Here is a 20,863-nt window from a genome sequence, read left to right on the forward strand (position 1 = left end):
AAGATGAGATATCCCATTCGAAAGAAGTAAGACCCCTTGAAGACGACGAGGTAGATAGGGCAGGGGTGGAAGTGCCGTAAGGCATGGAGCTGACTGTTACTAATCGGTCGAGGGCTTGACCTAATTGGTTGTGTTCACAGAAATGGAATGATAGATGTGTAGTGTATGCGGTTTTGAAGGTATATTGGAAAGGCCATCGGAGAGATCCGATGGTTTTTTTCTGTTAAAAAATAAAAGAAAGAGCGCTGCTAATGAAAAAAATACTCATTAACAGCGCTTTTCATTTCACAGAAAAAGCAGTATTATGAGGTTAGAAGAGTCTAACACAAAACAGACTCTTACACACTCAGGAAAAAAGATGCAGGGAGGAAAGTTATGTTTCTTGAGATTAATAACCTGAAGAAGAGTTTTGGAACCGGTGAAAGCCGTGTGGAGGTCTTAAAGGGAATCCAGTTTTCTGTGGAAAAAGGTGAAATCTGTGTTCTCCTCGGTCCATCCGGTTCCGGTAAATCGACACTGTTGAATATTATCGGCGGAATCGACGAGGCGGACAGCGGTTCGATCGTGATTGAAGGCGAAAAAATTGAGGATATGAATGAAAAAACGCTGACACGGTACAGACGAAAACATTTAGGATACGTTTTCCAGATGTACAATCTGATTCCAACCTGACGGTAAAAGAAAATATGGAAGTCGGCGCATACTTAAGCGATCATCCGCTCGACATCAACGATCTGTTAAAGACACTGGGGCTCTATGACCACCGCGACAAGCTGCCGAACCAGCTCTCTGGCGGTCAGCAGCAGCGTACTTCAATCGGAAGAGCTATCATCAAAAATCCAAGCATTCTGCTCTGTGATGAGCCGACAGGTGCACTCGATTACCATACTTCAAAAGAAATTTTGAAGCTGATCGAGGACGTCAATCAGAAGTACGGCAACACCGTCATCATGGTAACACACAATGATGCGATCAAAAACATGGCAGACCGCGTGATTCGTCTGCGCGACGGCCAGATCCGTAAAAACTACGTCAATGAGACCAAAATCGCCGCCGGCGATCTGGACTGGTAAAGCGGGGTGGAAGTATGAAAAATCCATTACGAAAACGCCTGCTGCGGGAACTGAAGAACGATATTGGAAAATATCTCGTTATTTTTCTGTTTATGACGGCGACGATTGGCTTTGTGTCCGGTTTTCTCGTTGCGGATGAGAGCATGCTGTATGCTTACGATGAAAGCTTTGAAAAATACAACGTGGAAAACGGAAATTTTACAACAGAACAGAAGCTCACCGACAACCAGAGAACACGGCTGGAAAAAGAGAAGGTAACGATTTACGAGAATTTCTATAAAGACGAAGATGCCGACACGGATCTGGATTCGGAACCAAAGAGCACGATCCGTCTTTTTAAAACCAGAACAGAGGTCAATCTGGTCTGCCTGATGAAAGGTGAAATGCCGCAGCAGAAGGATGAAATTGCAATTGACCGTATGTATGCGGACAATAATGACCTGCAGGTCGGTGATGTGATCTCGGTTGATAAAAAAGAACTGACGGTTACCGGTCTTGTGGCACTTTCGGATTACAGTGCGCTGTTCAGCAATTCGAGTGACATGATGTTCGATGCGGTTAAATTCGGTGTGGGAATCATGACCGAAGAAGGGTATGATGCCATTACCGATGACCATATCAAATACTGCTATTCCTGGAAATATGATACGGAACCGAAAGATGAAAACGAGGAAAAAGAATGGTCCGATGATTTCGTCGAGGTTCTGGCGGCTCATTCCTCGCTGACGGGTTATCTGCCGCGCTACGGCAATCAGGCAATCAAATTTACCGGCGACGATATGGGCGGTGACAAGGTGATGGTGGAGGTACTGCTGTACATCCTGATTGCCATCATGGCGTTCATTTTTGCAGTTACGACAAACAATACGATTGTAAAAGAAGCGTCGGTGATCGGAACGCTGCGCGCATCCGGCTATACGAGACGGGAACTTCTGCTGCATTATCTGTCCCTGCCGGTACTGATTACGATTTTGTCGGCGGTGATTGGAAATATTCTGGGATACACCGTGTTTAAAGATATCTGCGCCGGTATGTATTATGGAAGCTACAGTCTGCCGACGTATCAGACGCGGTGGAATGCCAATGCATTTCTGCTCACGACCGTAATTCCGGCAATTCTGATGTTTGTGATCAACGCGGTGCTGATTTCCGGCCGTCTGCGTCTGTCACCGCTGCGTTTTCTGCGCCACGATTTTGCAAAGAAAGGAAAAAGCCATGCGGTGCGTCTTCCGAACTTCCGGTTCTTCTCGCGGTTTCGTCTGCGGATCCTGCTGCAGAACAAATCGAGTTACTTTACCCTGTTTCTCGGTATCGTATTTGCCAATATTCTGTTGCTGTTCGGTATGATGATGAAACCGCTGCTGTCACATTACCAGACGGAGGCGGTGGAAAATATGCTGGCAGATTACCAGTATATTTTAAATGTCCCGGATCCGATCGATGAGGATGATGAGTACACGCTGATGGGAATGTGCAGAAATTCTGACGCCATCGCTGAAGACAAATACGGAAGGCGTGGAAACGTTTGCTCTTACATCGCTGAAAAATATTCCGAAAAACCGGGAGGGCGAGAGCATTTCGGTATATGGAATTCAGAAAGACAGCAAATATGTTTCCGCTGAACTGTTTGAGGACGGCGTGACGATTTCCGACGGTTATGCCGAAAAATATGGAATGAAAGTCGGCGATACACTGGAACTGAAAGAGCCGTATGAGGACAAAACGTACAGCTTTGAAGTAAAAAGCATTTATGCCTACCCGGGAGCCCTTGCGGTATTTCTGCCGATGGATGTCTTCTGCGAGGAATTCGATCATCCAGAGGACTACTTTAACGGCTATTTCTCCAACGAGCCGATCACGGACCTGGAGGAATCGTATATCGCGACGAAAATTACGGAAGATGATATGACAAAGATTTCACGGCAGCTCAATGTGTCGATGGGAGAAATGTTCCAGCTGATCAATGTTTTCTCGATTGTACTGTTCATGCTGCTGATTTATCTGCTGACGAAGCTGATCATCGAGAAGAATACGACTTCGATTTCGATGGTAAAGATTCTCGGCTACGAGAACAGGGAAATTTTGAGTCTGTATTTGACGGCGACAACCTGGGTTGTGATCGTCTCAATCGGTGTCAGCCTGATCATTGCCTCCGCGCTGATCCGCCAGATTTATGTCATTATGCTTTCCGAGTACAGCGGCTGGCTGACATACTATATTGATCCGGCAATTTACGGAAAAATGTATCTGATGGGCCTTGCGGCGTATGCTGTTATCGCTGTGCTGCAGTTCCGCCACATCCAAAAGATTCCGATGGACGAGGCACTGAAAAATGTAGAATAAAAAAAGTTACAGGAGAAATCTTGACAAGCCCGGGCAAAGTGTGGTATATTGCTCTCAAACTTGGTGTGGATTTTTCAACTTGTAATAAAGTTCTTTTCGCCACGCAATTATCGAAAGCAGATAATTGCGTGGCTTTTTTTGTGGCAATGGAGCAAAGTCCGTGCCTGCACGTAAGCCCACCAACAGAAAAGATCACAAATGGAGGTAATAATGAACGAAAACTTTATGAAAGAAAAGCCAGTATTTCCACTGCTGGTTTCGATGGCGCTTCCAATGGTAATCTCGATGCTGGTCAATTCCTTATATAACATTGTGGACAGCTTCTTTGTCGCACAGATCAGCGAAGATGCCATGACGGCGCTCTCCCTGGTTTATCCGGTACAGAATTTTGTAAATGCCGTTGCCATCGGTTTTGGAATCGGACTGAATGCGGTGATTTCGTATTATCTGGGAGCGGGTGACAAAAAGGCAGCCGGCTGTGCTGCAACACAGGGCCTTGCCCTTACCATGCTGCATGCGGTTATTTTAACGATCGGAAGCCTTCTGGTCATCGAGCGTTTCCTGCGGATGTTTTCTTCTTCCGAAACTGTCATCGATCTTGGTGTCCGGTATTCACGGATTATCTTTCTGTTTACCATAGCAATCATGGCAAACCTTTACTTTGAAAAGGTTTTCAGGCAGTCGGCCGGATGAAAGTGACGATGACCGGTATGATGGTCGGCTGTATTGTCAACATCATTCTGGATCCGCTCATTATTTTCGGAATCGGACCGTTCCCGCGTCTTGGAATTGAGGGTGCGGCACTTGCAACCGGCATCGGTCAGGTGACACCGGTCGTGATTTACTGGATCATTTACAAGATCCGCCCGATTTCGGTCAAAATCCGTCCGGAATATTTAAAAGAAGGAAAAAATCTGGTCGGAAGACTGTACGCGATCGGCGTCCCGGCGATCCTGAACCTGGCGCTGCCGTCTCTTCTGATTTCCGCACTGAATGGAATCCTGGCCGTGTATTCCCAGAGCTACGTTGTCGTGCTCGGCATTTACTACAAGCTGCAGACGTTCATCTATCTGACAGCAAACGGCATTGTACAGGGCATGCGCCCGATTATCGGCTTCAACTACGGCGCAGGCGAGCATAAGCGTGTGCGGAAGATTTATGAGATTACCCTGATTATGTGTGCGGTGATCATGCTTATTGGAACCGGCATCTGCCTTGCCATTCCGGAACAGCTGATCGGACTGTTCAGCAGCAATCCGGAGACCATCCGTCTTGGCGGACAGGCGCTGACACGCATCAGCGTGGGCTTTTTGATTTCGGCAGTTTCCATCACATCCTCCGGTGCGCTGGAGGGACTCGGAAAAGGCGGATCTTCCCTGATCATTTCCCTCTGCCGAAATGTCATTGTCATTCTCCCGGCAGCTTACCTGCTGTCCCATCTGGGAGGCGGCGTTTTCGTATGGCATGCCTTCTGGATCACAGAGGTCATTTCCGCAGCGGTTTCTCTTGTGGTATACCGCCGCGCAGTACGAAGATAAAAAATATAAGAAGAAAAGAAAAGCGGCCTCTTGTGGAAGGAGGCTTTTCTTTTTATAATAGATAATACAGACGTAAGAATTAAGTAAAGATTTTTTTGAATATTCATGGTACCATTACGGTAGTTAAAAACAGAGAGGATGGAAACGACGTGGAAGAAACAAATATTTTAGTTGTGGATGATGAAAAAGAAATCGCGGATCTGCTGGAAATTTATCTGATCAGCGATGGATTTCAGGTATTAAAAGCGTACAGTGCAAAAGAGGGACTCCGCATTCTGGAGGAGAAAAAAATCGACCTGGTGCTGCTCGATGTGATGATGCCGGATATGGACGGTATTGCGATGTGCCGCCGCATCCGGGAGACGAACAACATTCCGATCATCATGGTAAGTGCCAAAACGCAGGATATCGACAAGATCGTCGGTCTGTCAACGGGAGCAGACGATTACGTGGCAAAACCGTTCAATCCGCTGGAGCTGATGGCGCGTGTAAAATCCCAGCTCCGCCGCTACCGCGAACTGAATCCGTCGAAGCCGCACGAGCGCCAGGAAGTGATTTCCTTAAAGCATCTGGAAATCAACAAGGTAACCCATCAGGTTGTCTGCTACGGAGAAAGCATCAAGTTGACACCGATTGAATTTGATATTCTGTATCTGCTGGCCTCCAACCCGGGCCGCGTGTTCGGTACAGACGAAATTTTCGAGCGCGTCTGGCATGAAAAATTCTATGAGGCGAACAACACGGTTATGGTACATATCCGCCGTCTGCGCGGAAAAATGAAAGACGACACAAGAGAAGATAAGATTATTACAACAGTCTGGGGAGTGGGATACAAAATTGAAGCCTGATTTTATAAAAAACTTCAGCCAGAGGATGGTCTTTGATCTGATTGTAAGTGCACTTGTCACGGTGCTTGTAGTGACGCTTACCGACGGGATTCTGACCTTTTTCGGCAATGGACTGATGAACATCGGTTACCGGAGCGCCTGGATCGGACCGGGAGGCCTCCGCCCATCGGTGCGGACGATGATTCTGACGGCGGCTGCGCTGCTTTCGTTCTGCCTGACCTTTTATTTCCTGATGCGCGAAACCATCCGATACATTGGGAAGATTCTGGAAAAGGTAAAGGAGATATCAGCAGGGGATTTTGATCATCCGATCGAGGTAAAGGGAAATGACGAGTTTTCTGTGATGGCGGAGAACTTAAATACGATGCAGCAGAATATCAAGGAAATTATGGAACGGGAACGGATCGCGGAGCATACGAAAAACGATCTTGTCTCATCCGTGGCACATGACCTCCGTACGCCGCTGACTTCGATTATCGGCTATCTCGGCTGGGTGCGCACGCGGACGGATCTGGATGAGGAGACGAGAAATCATTATATCGATATTGCCTATCAGAAAGCACTCCGTCTGGAGCAGCTCACGAACGAGCTGTTTGGATTCGTCAAGCTGGAGCACAAAGAGATGCAGCTGCATCTCGGAAAACTTGATCTGGTGCAGCTGATGGAGCAGATGCTCGACGAGATGACGCCGTCTTTTGTGAAAAATGAGCTTCAGGTGGAATTTCTGCATGCGGAACATGCGATTTTTCTCGAGGCGGACGGTGAGCTGCTGGCACGGCTCTTTGGAAATCTGCTGAACAATGCTGTCAAATACGGAAAAGAAGGAAAACAGATCCGCGTCTCAATGGAAAAAGAGGGCGAATATGTGGTCACGCGTGTCATTAACTACGGACGGATCATTCCAAAACAGGAACTGGATCATATTTTCCAGAAATTTTACCGGACAGAGCAGTCGAGGAGCCGCGATACCGGCGGGACGGGACTTGGACTTGCGATTGTACAGCAGATTGCGGAACTGCATCATGGACAGGTGCGGGTAAAAAGTGATCTGCAGGGAACCGTCTTTGAGGTGGAACTGCCGGTCGGAATGCCAAAGGGGAAGAAAGAGGACGAAAAGCGATGAACAGGAAAAGAAGAAGCAAAATCTGCTGTCTGTCCGGTATTTTGCTGCTGATTCTGCTTCTGGCGGGAGTTCAGAGGGTGTCTGCGATGACAACGCGGACAGAACTTTATCAGAACACGCCGTCGGATGGCGGAAGAAGCGGCGGGAAAGAAAAGCAGTTTCTTGCCAACAGCTACGCAGGGGAATACCAGATTGATTTTTCTTATGGATTCGAAGGAAACTATCAGGATGGGAATCACGTACCGATTCGTGTGACAATCACAAATGAGAGCGCTGTTGAATTTGAAGGATACTTTGTTTTTCAGATAAAAAACGCCGCGGAATCGATTTACCGCAGAAACAGTGGAGAAGGCATTCTCTCAAAACTGTTTTTGGGGGTCAAGCGGTCGGGCGACGGAAGAAACAGCCTTTTTACGTACCGTTTTCCAATCTATATTCCGGCGAACGGAACCGTTACAAAGACTTTTTCGGCAGGGCTTCTGGTGGAAAATACGTCTTTTTGTGTCCTGTGCCTGGAGAACAGCCAGAGGGACACGGTGTACAGTCGGGAAGAAACGATTTCGAGTGAAGGCTTCTTCCAGTCCAAGGTGGAAGTCTGCGTTGTGGAAGAAGAAACTAATTACGGGCAGCAGCTGAATGGAGTTACGCTGAACGACGGGATTTATGAGGTGGAAGCTGCATCTGTCCGGGCAGAGGAGCTTGTCGGGCTTGCGGAGTCGTATTCGCCGGATGTGCTGATCCTTCTGGAGCAGTCAAAAGAAGAACTGGATGAGACACTCCAGAAAGAAATTGATCTCTGGCAGGCAGAGGGAGGCCTTCTGATTACCTTTTCGGGAAACGAGACATTTGCGGAAAGCCAGCGCAGTGCGTTTAAAGAAGCGCCGGTAGATTTTCTGAAAAATATTCTGGACGAAGAGACCACCAGCCGCCTTCTGGCAAAACGAAATACGAATTATCAGAAATACTATACGATTTCCGATCTTCTGGAAAACACTAGGATCCGGAACCGTCCGAATACGGTGCTGTACGGCGGCCTGATTCTGGTCTATCTGGTTCTGGCAGGGCCGGGATTGTATTTCTTTTTGAAAAAAACAGGAAAACGTCAGTATCTCTGGGGGGCGATCTGTGCCTGCTCGGCCGTCTTTGTTATGCTGATCAGTCTGTTTGGCCAGAGCACGAGGCTCAAGGCCCCGGTGCTGACGTATGTAAGAGAAATCTGGCAGTACGATACATACCAGAAAGATTACATTAATTTCTGTGCACAGGCGCCGTACAATGCTTCCTATGAGCTGTATCTGGATCCGTCCTACGATCTGGTGACGTACAACCGTATGGACTATATGTCCAACAGCACGGCACAGCCGGAAACGGAGGATGCGGAATATGAAAAGACGGAGATCAGTTTCGGAGAACAGAAAAACAGGGCAGAAATTTCCAATCAGGCTGCATTTGCCCTGAATGAGTTCGGCATGCAGCGGATGGAAACGCTGGACGAAGGCGAAGGACTGAAAGGCACGTTTCATTTCTGGGATCAGAAGATCAGCGGAACCGTGGAAAATAAGACAGGCTATGATCTGGAGAGCTGTGTGATCGCCGTTCCAGGTTACTGTGCCTCATTGGAGACATCAAAAACGGGGAGACGATCACGCTGGATGGAATAGAAGCGGACAGCGTGCGGGATTTCGGAAATTGGAGTGCGGCAGAAGATCTGCCGGAGATAGAGAAAAATTATCTGGACGGCGTCATCTATAATCACATGCCGAACCGGAGTGACAACTGCCTTTTCTTTGGAAAGCTGGCAGGCAATGACGATACGTTCCAGCTTGACAGCGGATACGAAGCGTATGGAATCTCGTATTACTATCAGGAAGTGTTTGTGGACATGAAAGAGGCCGGCGTTGTGTACTGTCCGTATGCGCAGGAGTACAGCGGATGGGACGGCGGAAACACGGTAAGCTTTGAAATGGGACCGAATTCCGGCGGAATCTCGGAAGAGGAAACAGAAGTAACGTATTATCTGAACGGTGTCTTTGAAAACAACAACATCTGGTGTCTGTATGGAATGTATGCTAAAGGCGTGATGCAGCCGGATTCCGAGGGAATCTATGATCCTGCATTCTGGCCGTATGCGATGACGGCGTTAGAAGATAAGATCCAGGCGGCAGAAACCGGCGGGGGAGGAAAACGGGGAACCATTCTTTCGCTTGCTTTCGAGAAAGCCCGCACGGAGGATGGGACCAAGATCCGGAATTTCAATGGAATCATTGATCTGTACAATTTTCAGACGGGAACGTATGATAAAATTTCCGACTGGGAGATCGATTTTGCGAGTGATCCGGCACTGGAGGCGCAGTATGTGAATGCGGACAACCAGATCCGTGTGCGGTACCGTCTTTCCGAAGAGGAAAAGGGAGAAGAGTATCATGAAAATTATGGATACTATGAGGCACCGAATCTGATCGTAAAGGCGAAAGAGATCCCACCGGAGCAATATCTGGAGAATCTGTTAACGGAGGAGCCAAATGCCGATACTGAAAATTGAGAAACTGACCAAAAAATACGGAAAAACATATGCCCTGAACGGTCTTGATATGGAAGTAAAAAAAGGCGATATTTACGGCTTTGTCGGACCGAATGGTGCGGGAAAAACAACGACGCTGCGCATTATTTCAGGGCTTTTAAAGAGCGACGGCGGCGATCTGTGGCTGGACGGCGTGCGGACGACAAAAAATATTCTGAAGCAGAAAAGCCTGATCGGCTTTGTGCCTGATTTCTTTGGCGTCTATGAAAACTTAAGCGTGATAGAGTATCTGGAATTTTTTGCCGCATCGTATGGAATTTACGGGCGGGCAGGAACTGTCCGTGCGCGGGAAGTGCTGGAGATGGTCGAACTATCGGGAAAAGAGGAGCAGATGGTGGATTCGCTCTCAAGGGGCATACAGCAGCGGCTCTGTCTGGCGCGCGCGATGATCCATAAACCGAAGCTTCTGGTGCTGGACGAACCGAATTCCGGTCTGGATCCGCGTTCAAGAAAGGATTTTCAGCTTCTCCTGCAGCGATTGGCGCGGGAGGATTATACGATTCTGATCAGCTCCCATATTCTTTCGGAATTAGCAGATCTGTGCACCAGCATCGGTGTCATCAACGGAGGTGTCATGGTACAGCAGGGAAAGCTGGAAAACATTATGCTTGCGATCGACAGCTCCAATCCGCTGCGCATCACTGTGCTGAACCAGGTGCCAAAGGCGCTGGAACTATTGCGGCAGGATCCGCAGGTCAGCCGCCTTTCTGTGGATGAAAACAAGATTGCGGCCTGGTTTTCGGGAAGCCGGGAGGAGGAGGCGTATCTGCTGCAGAAACTGGTGGATGCCGGAATCCTTGTGGTTTCATTTGCACGGGAACACAACAGCCTGGAGTCCCTGTTCTTTCATCTGACCGGGGAAACGGAACAGAAGAGCCGAAACACAGAAACGTTCGGAAACACGATCGGATAAGGAGGGAACGAAACGTGCGGTTAAATCCTGTATTTGAAAAAGAAATGAAGCGGAACTCGCGGTCATCGCGGATTTCCTGGATTATTTTTGTCTGCAATCTGCTGCTTGCCGTGGTTGCGTTTGTCTGCTATTTCGGGGAGAGCAGCCAGCTTGGCTATCTGGCACCGGTCAGCTACAGCGTTCCGATGAACTGCTATATTCTGATGACGTATCTTCTGTTTATTCTCGTTGTCCTTTCGGTTCCGGCGGTTGCGGGAGGAAGCATTTCGCTGGAGCGTGAGAAAAAAACGCTGGATGTGCTGCTGACGACGAACCTGAACCCGTGGAGAATCATTACGGGAAAGCTGGAGGCATCGCTTGGCGTTGTTCTGATACTGACGGTTTCGGCACTGCCGGTGCTGTCCCTTGTTGTGGTGTTCGGCGGTATCGGCCTTGGCGGACTGCTTCTGATGGCGGGAGGACTTCTTCTGACCGGAATTTTTGTCGGCAGTATCGGCATTTTCTGTTCGGTTGTTTTTAAGCGGACCACACTGGCGACCGTTCTTTCCTATGTCATTGTCGTTTTTCTGGTCGTAGGAATATGCGCCTGCACGGGGCTTGCCTACTACGCAGGACTGCTGCAGCAGGAGATGACGGCAGCTTATCAGCAGATCGATGTAGGAGGTGTAATTTACCTTCTTCTTTTCAATCCGTTTACCTCGTTTGCGGGGATCATCAGCCGCCAGCTTGGGAATGGAAGAGAGATGGAACAGCTCTGCTATCTGCTTGGAAATTACGGACAGAATCCGCTGATCCATTATCTGCCGGAGGCGAGTGCCGTTCTGCAGCTTCTGATATCAGCCGTTCTTCTTGTGACGGCGGGAAGAAAGCTGAATCCATTAAATAAATAACAGGAGTAAAAGAGAAGATGAAACCATTTTGTTTTAGCCTTTCCGGAATTTATGAGTCCGAAGGATATGCCTGGGAGCAGGCGGGAAAGATCTGGGATCTGAGAGAGCTCCGGGGAACTGACGGTTATCTCGATCCGGAGACGGAGCAGTTTCTGGAAGCGGAACTTGGCCGAAAAAAAGAAACGAAAGAGCTGCCGCGGATCCGCCTTCTGGATTCTGGCAATTATCACTATATGAGCAAATTGCTGCTGGGACTGGAAAAAGAAGATTTGTTTTTAGCCGTATTCGACCACCATACCGATATGCAGCCGCCGGCGCTTCTTCCGGTGCTCTCCTGCGGTTCCTGGATCCGGGATGCTGCCGGGGCGTATCAAAACATCAAAGGAATCTGTGTAATCGGCCCGCCGGAGGCGTTGGTGCGGGAAACGGAAGCGATGGAGCATGTCTGGTTTGTGACACAGGAAGAGCTCGACGACGGAAGCGGAGCGGCGAAGATCAAAGAGGTTTTTGCATCCCATGCGGGAACATTTCCGGTATATCTGTCGGTCGATAAGGACATTCTGTCAAAGGAGGAGCTTGATACGAACTGGGATCAGGGAAATGTGCGTGTGGATGAGCTGCTGTCCCTTGCAAAGGACTGTCTTGCGGGGAGAAAGGTGCTCGCGGTCGATCTCTGCGGAGAGCCGTCGGCGAACGCGCCGGAGGCGGAGTGCAGCGCGGCAAGTCTGGTAAACCAGAAGCTGTACGGCGCGCTTGCGGCAAAAATCGAAGATTGACAAAGCCTGGGCAAAAGAGTATCATAAATTCATACCCAGACGGGGTATATAGAGTGACGGAACACAAGGAGGAAACCTCATGGGTGAATGTTGTACACACTGCAGTGAATGCGACCGGAAAAAAGTGCGGGACGAAAAAGAATACAAAGATCTGATCCACCGTCTTTCGAGAATTGAAGGCCAGGTGCGCGGAATACGGGAAATGGTGGAGAGCGACCGCTACTGCGTCGATATCCTGACCCAGGTATCCGCGATCCAGTCTGCATTAAACAGCTTCAACAAGGTACTGCTTTCCAGCCACATCAAATCCTGCGTTGTGGAGGATATCCGGCAGGGAAAAGAAGGCGCCGTGGATGAGCTCTGCAAAACCATCCAGAAGCTGATGAAATAAGAAGGAGAAGAAGAAAATGAAAGCATATGAAAGATTACTGAATTATGTTAAAGTGCCGACACCGAGCGATGAAAGAAGCGGAACACATCCGTCTTCCGCGTGCCAGAGAGTCCTGGCGGAGCAGCTGGTAAAAGAAATGAAGAAGCTTGGCGTGTCGGATGTCCGCATAGATGAAAAATGCTATGTATATGGAAAGATTCCTGCAACGAAGGGATATGAGAGCAAAACAAAGCTGGGTTTTATCGCCCATATGGATACCGTATCGGATTTTGCGGACCATGCTGTAAACCCGGTGGTTCATGAAAATTATGACGGAAAGGATCTGAAACTGTCTGAAAGCGGCAGAACGCTGGAGACTGCGGTATTTCCGCATCTTGCATCCCTGGCCGGTAAAACGCTGATTACAAGCGATGGAACGACGGTACTCGGTGCAGATGATAAGGCAGGAGTAGCAGAGATTATGACGCTGGCAGAAGCGCTTCTTGCCGGAGAATTTCCACATGGGCAGATTTCCATCGCCTTTACACCGGATGAAGAGATTGGAGAAGGTGCTGACTTCTTCGATGTTCCGGGATTCGATGCAGAATTTGCTTATACCGTAGACGGTGGGGCAGAGGGAGAGATCGAGTTCGAAAACTTTAATGCAGCCGGTGCAAAATTTACCGTGACCGGATTTAATGTTCACCCGGGCAGTGCGAAAGATACGATGATTAATGCGATTGCTGTAGCGAGCGAGATTCAGTCTCTCCTGCCGGAAGCAGAGTCTCCGAGAAACACAGACGGATACGAAGGCTTCTATCACCTGACCGGAATGAGCGGTGATGTAGCACATGCCGAGTCGGAATATATCATCCGTGATCACGATGCAGAGAAGTTTGCAGCAAAAGAAGAGAATCTGCGCCGGATTGAAAAAGAGATGAATGAAAAATACGGGGCAGGAACCGTAAAGCTGGAGATCAAAGAGCAGTACCGCAATATGTCCGAGAAGATTCGTCCCTGCTACCATCTGATTGAAAATGCAGAAGAGGCAGCCAGAAGAGCCGGCATGGAGCCAATCATTCTTCCGATCCGCGGCGGTACAGACGGTGCGCGCTTAAGCTTCATGGGTCTGCCGTGCCCGAACCTTGGAACCGGTGGATATGCGTATCATGGACCGTATGAGCACATTACCGTCGAGGGAATGGAACTGGCGGTGGCAATGCTGAAAGAGCTGGTTAAGATTTACGCAGAGTGAAGCTGAAAAGAATAGAGAATGATAAAATAAAAAGTCCGACAGGAAAGCTGCCGGGCTTTTTCAAATAGACAGGATGCAAAGCAACAAAAAACGGAGCCGCACAGGCTCCGCTTCAAAACAGTTCGTAGGGGAATCGAACCCCTGTTTTCGCCGTGAGAGGGCGACGTCTTAGCCTCTTGACCAACGAACCGTACTCGCTTATAATACACGATGTCTGGAGAAAATGCAAGTGTTTTTTTGAAAAAAATTTAAAAAATTTCAAAAAGTAGCGAAATTCGCATTTTACTTGCATTTTTTGCCAGTTATGGTATGATAAAACAAACAAATGTTCTAAGAAAAACAGAAATACGTTCTAAAAAGAAAGAAAAAAGATTAGAATAGAGAAGGAGAAGACAAATGAAACAGTACAAAGGAGCCATTTTTGATCTGGACGGAACACTGCTCGACTCGATGTGGGTCTGGGATGACATCGATGTTGCATTTTTAAAGAAGAGAGGACTTGAGGTTCCGCCGGATTATCAGGAGGCGATTACACCGCTCGGCTTTCTGGAGGCTGCCCGCTACACGATCAGACGGTTCGGCTTTCCGGAAACGCCGGAAGAGCTGATTCAGGAGTGGCATCAGATGGCGGTCGACGCCTATACGTATGAAGTGGAGTTAAAAGACGGGGCAGCAGAATATCTCCGCTATTTAAAAGAAAAAGGAATCCGCATGGCGGTTGCTACCTCATCGAGCCCGGAGCTGTATGAGCCGGCCTTAAAGAGAAATGGGATTTATGAGTGTTTTAAAGCATTTGTCACCGTCTCGGAAGTAAAGCGCGGCAAGGGCTTTCCGGATATCTACGAGAAAGCGGCTGAAAAGCTGTCTCTTCCGCCGGAAACGTGTGTGGTATATGAAGATATCCTAGCGGGAATCCGCGGCGCCAAAATGGGCGGATTTGCGGCTGTGGGCGTGTATGACAGAAGCGGGGAAGGAAACCGCGCAAAGATGGAGCAGGAAGCAGACCGCTACGTGACTTCTTTTAAGGAGCTGATGAACGGAGGAGATTCTTTCTTCTAAAGAAAATCTTGCTATTCCGGGAAGAAAAATGATATAATAAAATACTGTGCCCCCAAAATGGGACAGACAGAAGTATTTTTAAGAGAAAAAGACAGTAACACATAAGTGAGGATAGAACAGTTATGCCAAAAAAAGAAACGTATGATGCCAGCAGTATTTCCGTGCTGGAAGGTCTCGAAGCAGTGCGTAAGCGCCCTGGTATGTATATCGGAAGTACCTCGCGGAAAGGCCTGAATCATCTGATTTATGAAATTGTAGACAATGCGGTGGACGAGCATCTTGCGGGCTACTGCGACACCATTCACGTAACACTTGAAGCAGACGGCTCGGCGACCGTGACCGACAACGGCCGCGGAATCCCGGTCGGCATGCATGAAAAAGGCGTTCCGGCGGAGCGTCTCGTTTTTACAACCCTGCACGCCGGCGGTAAATTCGACAACAATGCGTACAAGACAAGCGGCGGTCTGCACGGTGTCGGTTCTTCGGTTGTCAATGCGCTTTCTACCTATCTTGACGTACAGGTCAGCCTCGGCGGCTGGGTTTATCACGACCGCTACGAACGAGGTGTTGCCGTACAGGAACTCGATGAGGATGGGCTGCTGCCGAAGATCGGAAAAACGAAGAACAGCGGAACCCGCATCAACTTCCTGCCGGATCCGGAAATCTTTGAGAAAACACGTTTTTCCGCAACAGAGGTCAAAAGCCGTCTTCATGAGACTGCATATCTGAACCCGGCGCTTACCATTTATTTTTCCGATCTGCGCGATGGAAAAGAGGAGCACCTGACGTATCACGAGCCGGACGGCATTGTTGGTTTTGTGCGCGATCTGAATAAGAATAAAGAGGCAATCCACGATCCGATTTATTTCAAAGGGGAATCTGAGGGCATTACCGTAGAATGTGCGTTCCAGTATATCAACGAATTCCAGGAAAACGTGCTCGGCTTCTGTAATAATATCTACAACGCTGAGGGCGGTACCCATATTTCCGGTTTCAAATCGACCTTTACGACGATTATGAACAGCTATGCCAGAGAGATCGGTGTCTTAAAAGAAAAAGACAATAACTTTACGGGATCGGATATCCGAAACGGTATGACCGCTGTTATTTCGATCAAGCACCCGGATCCGCGGTTCGAGGGTCAGACAAAAACGAAGCTGGACAACCCGGATGCGGCAAAGGCCGCCGGAAAAGTAACGGGCGAGGAGATTCCGCTGTATTTCGACCGCAATCTCGAAGTGCTGAAAAATGTTCTTGCCTGCGCTGAGCGATCTGCCAAAATCCGCAGAAGCGAAGAAAAAGCCAAGACGAATATGCTGACCAAGCAGAAATATTCGTTTGATACGAACGGCAAACTGGCAAACTGCGAGAAAAAGGACCCGTCGCTGTGCGAGATCTTTATCGTCGAGGGAGATTCTGCGGGCGGTTCCGCAAAGACGGCGCGTGACCGTAATTTCCAGGCAATTCTGCCGATCCGCGGTAAGATTCTGAACGTAGAGAAGGCTTCTATTGATAAAGTTCTGGCAAATGCCGAGATCAAATCCATGATCAATGCATTCGGCTGCGGCTTTTCCGAGGGTTACGGCAACGACTTCGATATCACAAAGCTCCGTTACGATAAAATTATCATCATGGCAGATGCCGATGTCGACGGTGCGCATATTTCAACGCTGCTGCTGACACTGTTCTACCGTTTCATGCCGGAGCTGATCTACGAGGGACATGTCTATATCGCGATGCCGCCTCTTTACAAGGCAATGCCGTCCCGCGGAAAAGAAGAGTATCTGTACGACGACAAAGCACTGGAAAAATACAGAAAGACACACAAAGAAAAATTTACGCTGCAGCGCTACAAAGGTCTTGGCGAGATGGACCCGGAGCAGCTCTGGGAGACGACACTGAATCCGGAGACGAGACTTTTGAAGCGTGTGGAGATCGAGGATGCCCGTATGGCCTCCGATGTGACGGAAGTACTGATGGGAACCGAGGTTCCGCCGCGGAAAGCATTTATTTATGAGCATGCAACCGATGCAGAGCTGGATATTTAACAGGAAGGACAAAGGAAGATGAAAGAAAAATCAGAAGATCAGATTATACGGACCGAATATTCTGAGGTCATGCAGAAATCTTATATTGATTATGCGATGAGCGTCATCATTTCCCGAGCGCTTCCGGACGTGCGGGACGGTTTAAAGCCGGTACAGCGCCGTACTCTGTATGACATGTATGAGCTCGGCATCCAGTACGACAAGCCGTTCCGAAAGTGCGCGCGTATCGTCGGCGATACGATGGGTAAATACCATCCGCACGGCGACAGTTCCATTTACGATGCTCTTGTCGTAATGGCACAGGATTTCAAAAAGGGCAGCCGCTTGTGGACGGTCACGGAAACTTCGGGTCGATTGAGGGTGACGGTGCCGCTGCAATGCGATATACCGAGGCGAGACTGCAGAAAATTACACAGGAGGTCTATTTAAAGGATCTCGACAAAGACGTTGTCGATTTCGTACCGAACTTCGACGAGACGGAAAAAGAGCCGTCTGTTCTGCCGGTGCGCGTGCCGAACCTTCTGTTGAATGGCGCAGACGGTATCGCTGTCGGTATGGCAACAAGCATTCCGCCGCACAACCTGTGTGAGATTGTGGATGCGGTCAAGGCCTACATGAAAAACAACGACATCACCGTCAAAGGTCTGATGAAATACATCAAAGGACCGGATTTCCCGACCGGCGGTATTGTCGTCAATCAGGATGACCTGCTGTCGATCTACGAAAAAGGTGTCGGAAAGATTAAAATCCGCGGAAAAGTGGAAGTGGAGAAAGGCAGAAACGGAAAGCAGTATCTTGTGATCACCGAAATTCCGTACCCGATGATCGGTGCGAACATCGGAAAGTTCCTGAACGATGTGGCGGGGCTTGTGGAGAGCAAGAAAGCGCCGGAAATCGTCGACATTTCCAACCAGTCCTCGAAAGAAGGAACACGCATCGTGCTCGAACTGAAAAAAGGCGCGGATGTGGAGCGGATCACGAATCTGCTGTACAAGAAAACACGTTTGGAAGATACGTTCGGTGTCAACATGCTCGCCGTGGCAGATGGAAGACCGGAGACGTTAAGCCTTAAACAGGTGATCGAGCATCACGTTGATTTCCAGTTTGAAGTGGCAACCCGCAAATACCAGAACCTTCTCCGCAAAGAGATGGAGCGCCGCGAGGTGCAGGAAGGTCTGATCAAGGCATGCGATGTGATCGATCTGATCATTGAGATCCTGCGCGGAAGCAAGACACAGAAGCAGGTCAAAGAGTGTCTGATTATGGGAGTGACCGATGGTATCCGCTTCAAATCAAAGTCAAGTGAGCGTATGGCAGCACAGCTCTGCTTTACGGAACGCCAGGCAACGGCGATTCTGGAGATGCGTCTGCAGAAACTGATCGGACTGGAAGTGGAAGCACTCTTAAAAGATCATGAGGCGACTGTGGCGAAGATTACAAAGTACGAGGATATCTTAAATCATTACGACTCGATGTCGGAAGTTATTATGGAAGATCTGACGCAGATAAAAAAAGAGTACGGCCACAAGCGGAAAACGGCGATTGAGAATGCTGAGGCGATTGTTCTTGAGGAGCTGAAGGTCGAGGAGATGGATGTTGTCTTCCTGATGGACCGCTTCGGTTATGCGAAGACGATCGATACGTCTGCTTACGAGCGGAACAAAGAGGCTGTGCACAACGAGAACAAATATGTGTTCCAGTGCAAAAACACCGATAAGATCTGCGTCTTTACGGATCTTGGCATGATGCACAGCATCAAAGTAATGGACATCCCGTATGGAAGATTCCGTGACAAGGGAACGCCGATCGACAACCTTGGAAATTACAGCAGCCAGAAGGAGCAGATGATTTACGTCGATGCACTGGAAAATATCAAGAACAATAAGCTGCTGTTCGTCAGCGCGGCCGGTATGGTAAAACTTGTCGATGGATCCGAGTTTGATGTCGTAAAACGAACGATCGCGGCGACGAAGCTTTCATCCGAGGAGGACCGTCTGATTCTTGCCGAGGTCTGCCAGGAGCAGGAGTATGTGGTTCTGCAGACGAAAAACGGTGTCTTCCTGCGCTTCCTTACGAGTGAAGTGCCGGAGAAGAAAAAAGCAGCCGTTGGTGTGCGTGGTATCCGTATGGCAGAGGACGACGCGGTAGAGCATGCGTATCTGCTGGCAAGCCGGATGGATTACACGATCACGTATCACGACAAAGAGATTTCTCTGACAGCGAAGATTAAGCTGGCAAAACGAGATACCAAGGGAACAAAGATCCGGGTATAACGCAGAGTTTTGTTTATAACCATGAGAAGCACGCTCCGCGGGTTTTTCGAGAGATCACTTGGCAATAAAAGGACACCTGCCCGATACCAGAACGGTACGGGCAGATGTCCTTTTTGCATAATTTTTTAGTTATTTGAAAAACTGTGGGAAGTCTTTCTTGGGGTTCTTCTTTCAATGGCAACGTACGGACGATGATGACCGACATATTTATAAGCCGGACGGATGATCTTTCCTTCGTTGACAAGCTCTTCGATCCGGTGTGCGGACCAGCCGGAGATACGGGAGATAGCAAAGATCGGGGTGTAGAGCTCTTTTGGAAGGCCAAGCATTGTGTAGACGAAACCGCTGTAGAAATCAACATTTGCACAGACTGGTTTGAGCAGACGGCGCTTTCTGGCGATACACTCGCCGGCAATGCGTTCTACAGACTCATAGAGAGCAAATTCTTTCTCGCGGTGCTTCTCAGCGGAAAGCTTCTTTGCATATTCTTTCAGAATCACACAACGTGGATCGGACAGGGTATAAACAGCATGGCCCATACCATAGATAAGACCAGTTCCATCGAATGTTTCACGATCAAGCATTTTGGTCAGGTAGGTGCGCAGTTCGTTTTCGTCTTCCCAGTTTGTAACATTCTCTTCAATATTTTCAAACATCTCCATAACCTTCAAGTTGGCACCGCCGTGGCGCGGTCCTTTTAAGGAACTTAAAGAAGCCGCAACAGCAGAGTAGGTATCGGTTCCGGAGGAGGAGACAACGTGTGTCGTAAATGTTGAGTTATTTCCGCCGCCGTGGTCTGCGTGAAGAATTAACGCAACATCGAGAACCTTTGCCTCCAGAGCAGTGTATTCTCCATCCGGGTGAAGCATCTGCAGAATGTTTTCAGCCATCGACAGCTCCGGTTTCGGATTTCGGATGATCAGGTTCTGGTTTTCGTGGTAGTGGCGGTATGCATGGTAGCCGTAAACGGCGATCAGCGGCATTTTGGCGATCAGACTCAAAGCCTGGCGGAGGACGTTCGGAATGGAAATGTCATCCGGCTTTTCGTCGTAGGAATACAGGGTCAGCACACAGCGCTGCAGAGTATTCATCATGTTTTTGCTGGTTGCCTTCATGACAACGTCGCGGACAAAAGTGTCCGGCAGCTCGCGGTAGATACTTAAAATTTCGTTGAAATCATTTAACTGCGGTTCCGTTGGAAGAGAACCGAACAGAAGAAGATAGGTAATCTCTTCAAAACCGAAGCGTCGTCCTTCCATACCTTTGATCAGATCTGCGACGTTATAGCCCTGAAAATAGAGACGGCCATCGGTCGGAACTTTTTCGCCGGTGCGCTCATCAATATCGAAGCCGATAACATCGGAAATTTCGGTCAGGCCGGTGAGAACACCTTTACCAGTGGAATCACGCAGTCCCCGTTTTACATCGTACTCAGTGTATAAAGATAAATCAATCTTTCCGGAATCTTTCGTATACTCTACAAGCTGACTGAGCTTGTCTTCCAGATTATCGTATTGCATGGTCATGACAACAGCCCCTTTCTTCCTTTAGTTAAAAACTATACTTACTTTTTTGGCGGTTGTCAATGCTTTTCTTTCAAAATACATTAATTTTTATAAGGAAAAGGGATGGTTTTCCTTAATTTTGAAAGTAAGGACAAAGTTTATGCATAAAATTTGCGCCAGGGAGGTGAAAACAACAGGGATGGAAACGGCGGGAAATCAGTGGGGACGGAACAAATTTAGAAAAGATTCATAAATTTCAAAAAATGCT

14 protein-coding genes, 1 tRNA gene, 1 rRNA gene and 3 pseudogenes are annotated in these 20,863 nt (G+C 48.6%); 17 read left to right on the top strand and 2 right to left on the bottom strand.

Annotated features, from left to right (window positions below; translation table 11 throughout):
* The 14 genes and pseudogenes from DW965_RS16690 to pepT all read left to right on the top strand — a co-directional run.
* Positions 1 to 123 (top strand): 23S ribosomal RNA (locus DW965_RS16690); the annotation flags it as partial.
* A gap of 252 nt (positions 124 to 375) precedes the next feature.
* A pseudogene (locus tag DW965_RS16695) lies at positions 376 to 1,073 on the top strand (ABC transporter ATP-binding protein).
* Between the two features lie 14 nt (positions 1,074 to 1,087).
* On the top strand, positions 1,088 to 2,695 hold the full coding sequence (locus DW965_RS16700) for an ABC transporter permease (RefSeq protein WP_330421244.1): 1,608 nt from the start codon (positions 1,088 to 1,090) through the stop codon (positions 2,693 to 2,695).
* The gene (locus DW965_RS21770) at positions 2,589 to 3,416 is read left to right on the top strand and encodes an ABC transporter permease (RefSeq protein WP_330421245.1); all 828 of its coding nucleotides are present in this window, start codon (positions 2,589 to 2,591) and stop codon (positions 3,414 to 3,416) included. The genes DW965_RS16700 and DW965_RS21770 overlap by 107 nt, the downstream gene beginning before the upstream one ends.
* 210 nt (positions 3,417 to 3,626) lie before the next feature.
* Positions 3,627 to 4,954, top strand: a pseudogene (locus DW965_RS22295) (MATE family efflux transporter).
* Between the two features lie 149 nt (positions 4,955 to 5,103).
* Positions 5,104 to 5,802 (top strand): response regulator transcription factor, encoded by a 699-nt coding sequence (locus DW965_RS16710; protein WP_022462401.1) that lies wholly within the window; start codon positions 5,104 to 5,106, stop codon positions 5,800 to 5,802.
* Entirely contained in the window at positions 5,792 to 6,925 is a 1,134-nt protein-coding gene (locus DW965_RS16715) for a sensor histidine kinase (RefSeq protein ID WP_055228565.1), read from the top strand. The genes DW965_RS16710 and DW965_RS16715 overlap by 11 nt, the downstream gene beginning before the upstream one ends.
* Positions 6,922 to 8,586 carry a hypothetical protein gene (locus tag DW965_RS16720; protein WP_119198618.1) on the top strand — a complete coding sequence of 555 codons (1,665 nt, stop codon included), beginning with the start codon at positions 6,922 to 6,924 and terminating at the stop codon, positions 8,584 to 8,586. Before DW965_RS16715 ends, DW965_RS16720 begins: the two co-directional genes overlap by 4 nt.
* An 11-nt stretch (positions 8,587 to 8,597) precedes the next feature.
* Positions 8,598 to 9,467, top strand: a complete 870-nt coding sequence (locus DW965_RS16725) for a hypothetical protein (RefSeq protein WP_119198619.1) — start codon at positions 8,598 to 8,600, stop codon at positions 9,465 to 9,467.
* Entirely contained in the window at positions 9,454 to 10,419 is a 966-nt protein-coding gene (locus DW965_RS16730) for an ABC transporter ATP-binding protein (protein ID WP_117510237.1), read from the top strand. The genes DW965_RS16725 and DW965_RS16730 overlap by 14 nt, the downstream gene beginning before the upstream one ends.
* A gap of 14 nt (positions 10,420 to 10,433) precedes the next feature.
* On the top strand, positions 10,434 to 11,309 hold the full coding sequence (locus tag DW965_RS16735; RefSeq protein WP_055217680.1) for an ABC transporter permease: 876 nt from the start codon (positions 10,434 to 10,436) through the stop codon (positions 11,307 to 11,309).
* 17 nt (positions 11,310 to 11,326) lie between these two features.
* The gene (locus DW965_RS16740) at positions 11,327 to 12,085 is read left to right on the top strand and encodes an arginase family protein (protein WP_117510226.1); all 759 of its coding nucleotides are present in this window, start codon (positions 11,327 to 11,329) and stop codon (positions 12,083 to 12,085) included.
* A gap of 79 nt (positions 12,086 to 12,164) precedes the next feature.
* Complete coding sequence (locus DW965_RS16745) at positions 12,165 to 12,476, top strand: metal-sensing transcriptional repressor (protein ID WP_022463104.1); 312 nt, start codon at positions 12,165 to 12,167, stop codon at positions 12,474 to 12,476.
* 16 nt (positions 12,477 to 12,492) lie between these two features.
* On the top strand, positions 12,493 to 13,710 hold the full coding sequence (gene pepT / locus DW965_RS16750) for a peptidase T (RefSeq protein WP_117510225.1): 1,218 nt from the start codon (positions 12,493 to 12,495) through the stop codon (positions 13,708 to 13,710).
* Between the two features lie 118 nt (positions 13,711 to 13,828).
* Here pepT and DW965_RS16755 read toward each other — a convergent pair.
* Positions 13,829 to 13,900: transfer RNA gene (locus DW965_RS16755), tRNA-Glu, on the bottom strand.
* A gap of 206 nt (positions 13,901 to 14,106) precedes the next feature.
* On the opposite strand from DW965_RS16755, the gene DW965_RS16760 reads away from it, so the two are divergent.
* From DW965_RS16760 to DW965_RS22300, 3 genes and pseudogenes are all read left to right on the top strand, one after another.
* The gene (locus tag DW965_RS16760) at positions 14,107 to 14,769 is read left to right on the top strand and encodes an HAD family hydrolase (RefSeq protein ID WP_117805359.1); all 663 of its coding nucleotides are present in this window, start codon (positions 14,107 to 14,109) and stop codon (positions 14,767 to 14,769) included.
* 122 nt (positions 14,770 to 14,891) lie between these two features.
* Positions 14,892 to 16,817, top strand: a complete 1,926-nt coding sequence (locus DW965_RS16765) for a DNA gyrase/topoisomerase IV subunit B (protein ID WP_117805360.1) — start codon at positions 14,892 to 14,894, stop codon at positions 16,815 to 16,817.
* A gap of 18 nt (positions 16,818 to 16,835) precedes the next feature.
* Positions 16,836 to 19,090 (top strand): annotated as a pseudogene (locus DW965_RS22300) (DNA gyrase/topoisomerase IV subunit A).
* 125 nt (positions 19,091 to 19,215) lie between these two features.
* On the opposite strand, the gene DW965_RS16775 reads toward DW965_RS22300, so the two are convergent.
* Positions 19,216 to 20,616, bottom strand: a complete 1,401-nt coding sequence (locus tag DW965_RS16775; RefSeq protein WP_117510221.1) for a citrate/2-methylcitrate synthase — start codon at positions 20,614 to 20,616, stop codon at positions 19,216 to 19,218.
* Positions 20,617 to 20,863 lie beyond the last annotated feature (247 nt).

Origin of the sequence: Blautia sp. AM47-4, from assembly GCF_003479865.1 — a bacterium.
GTDB lineage: Bacteria > Bacillota > Clostridia > Lachnospirales > Lachnospiraceae > Fusicatenibacter > Fusicatenibacter saccharivorans.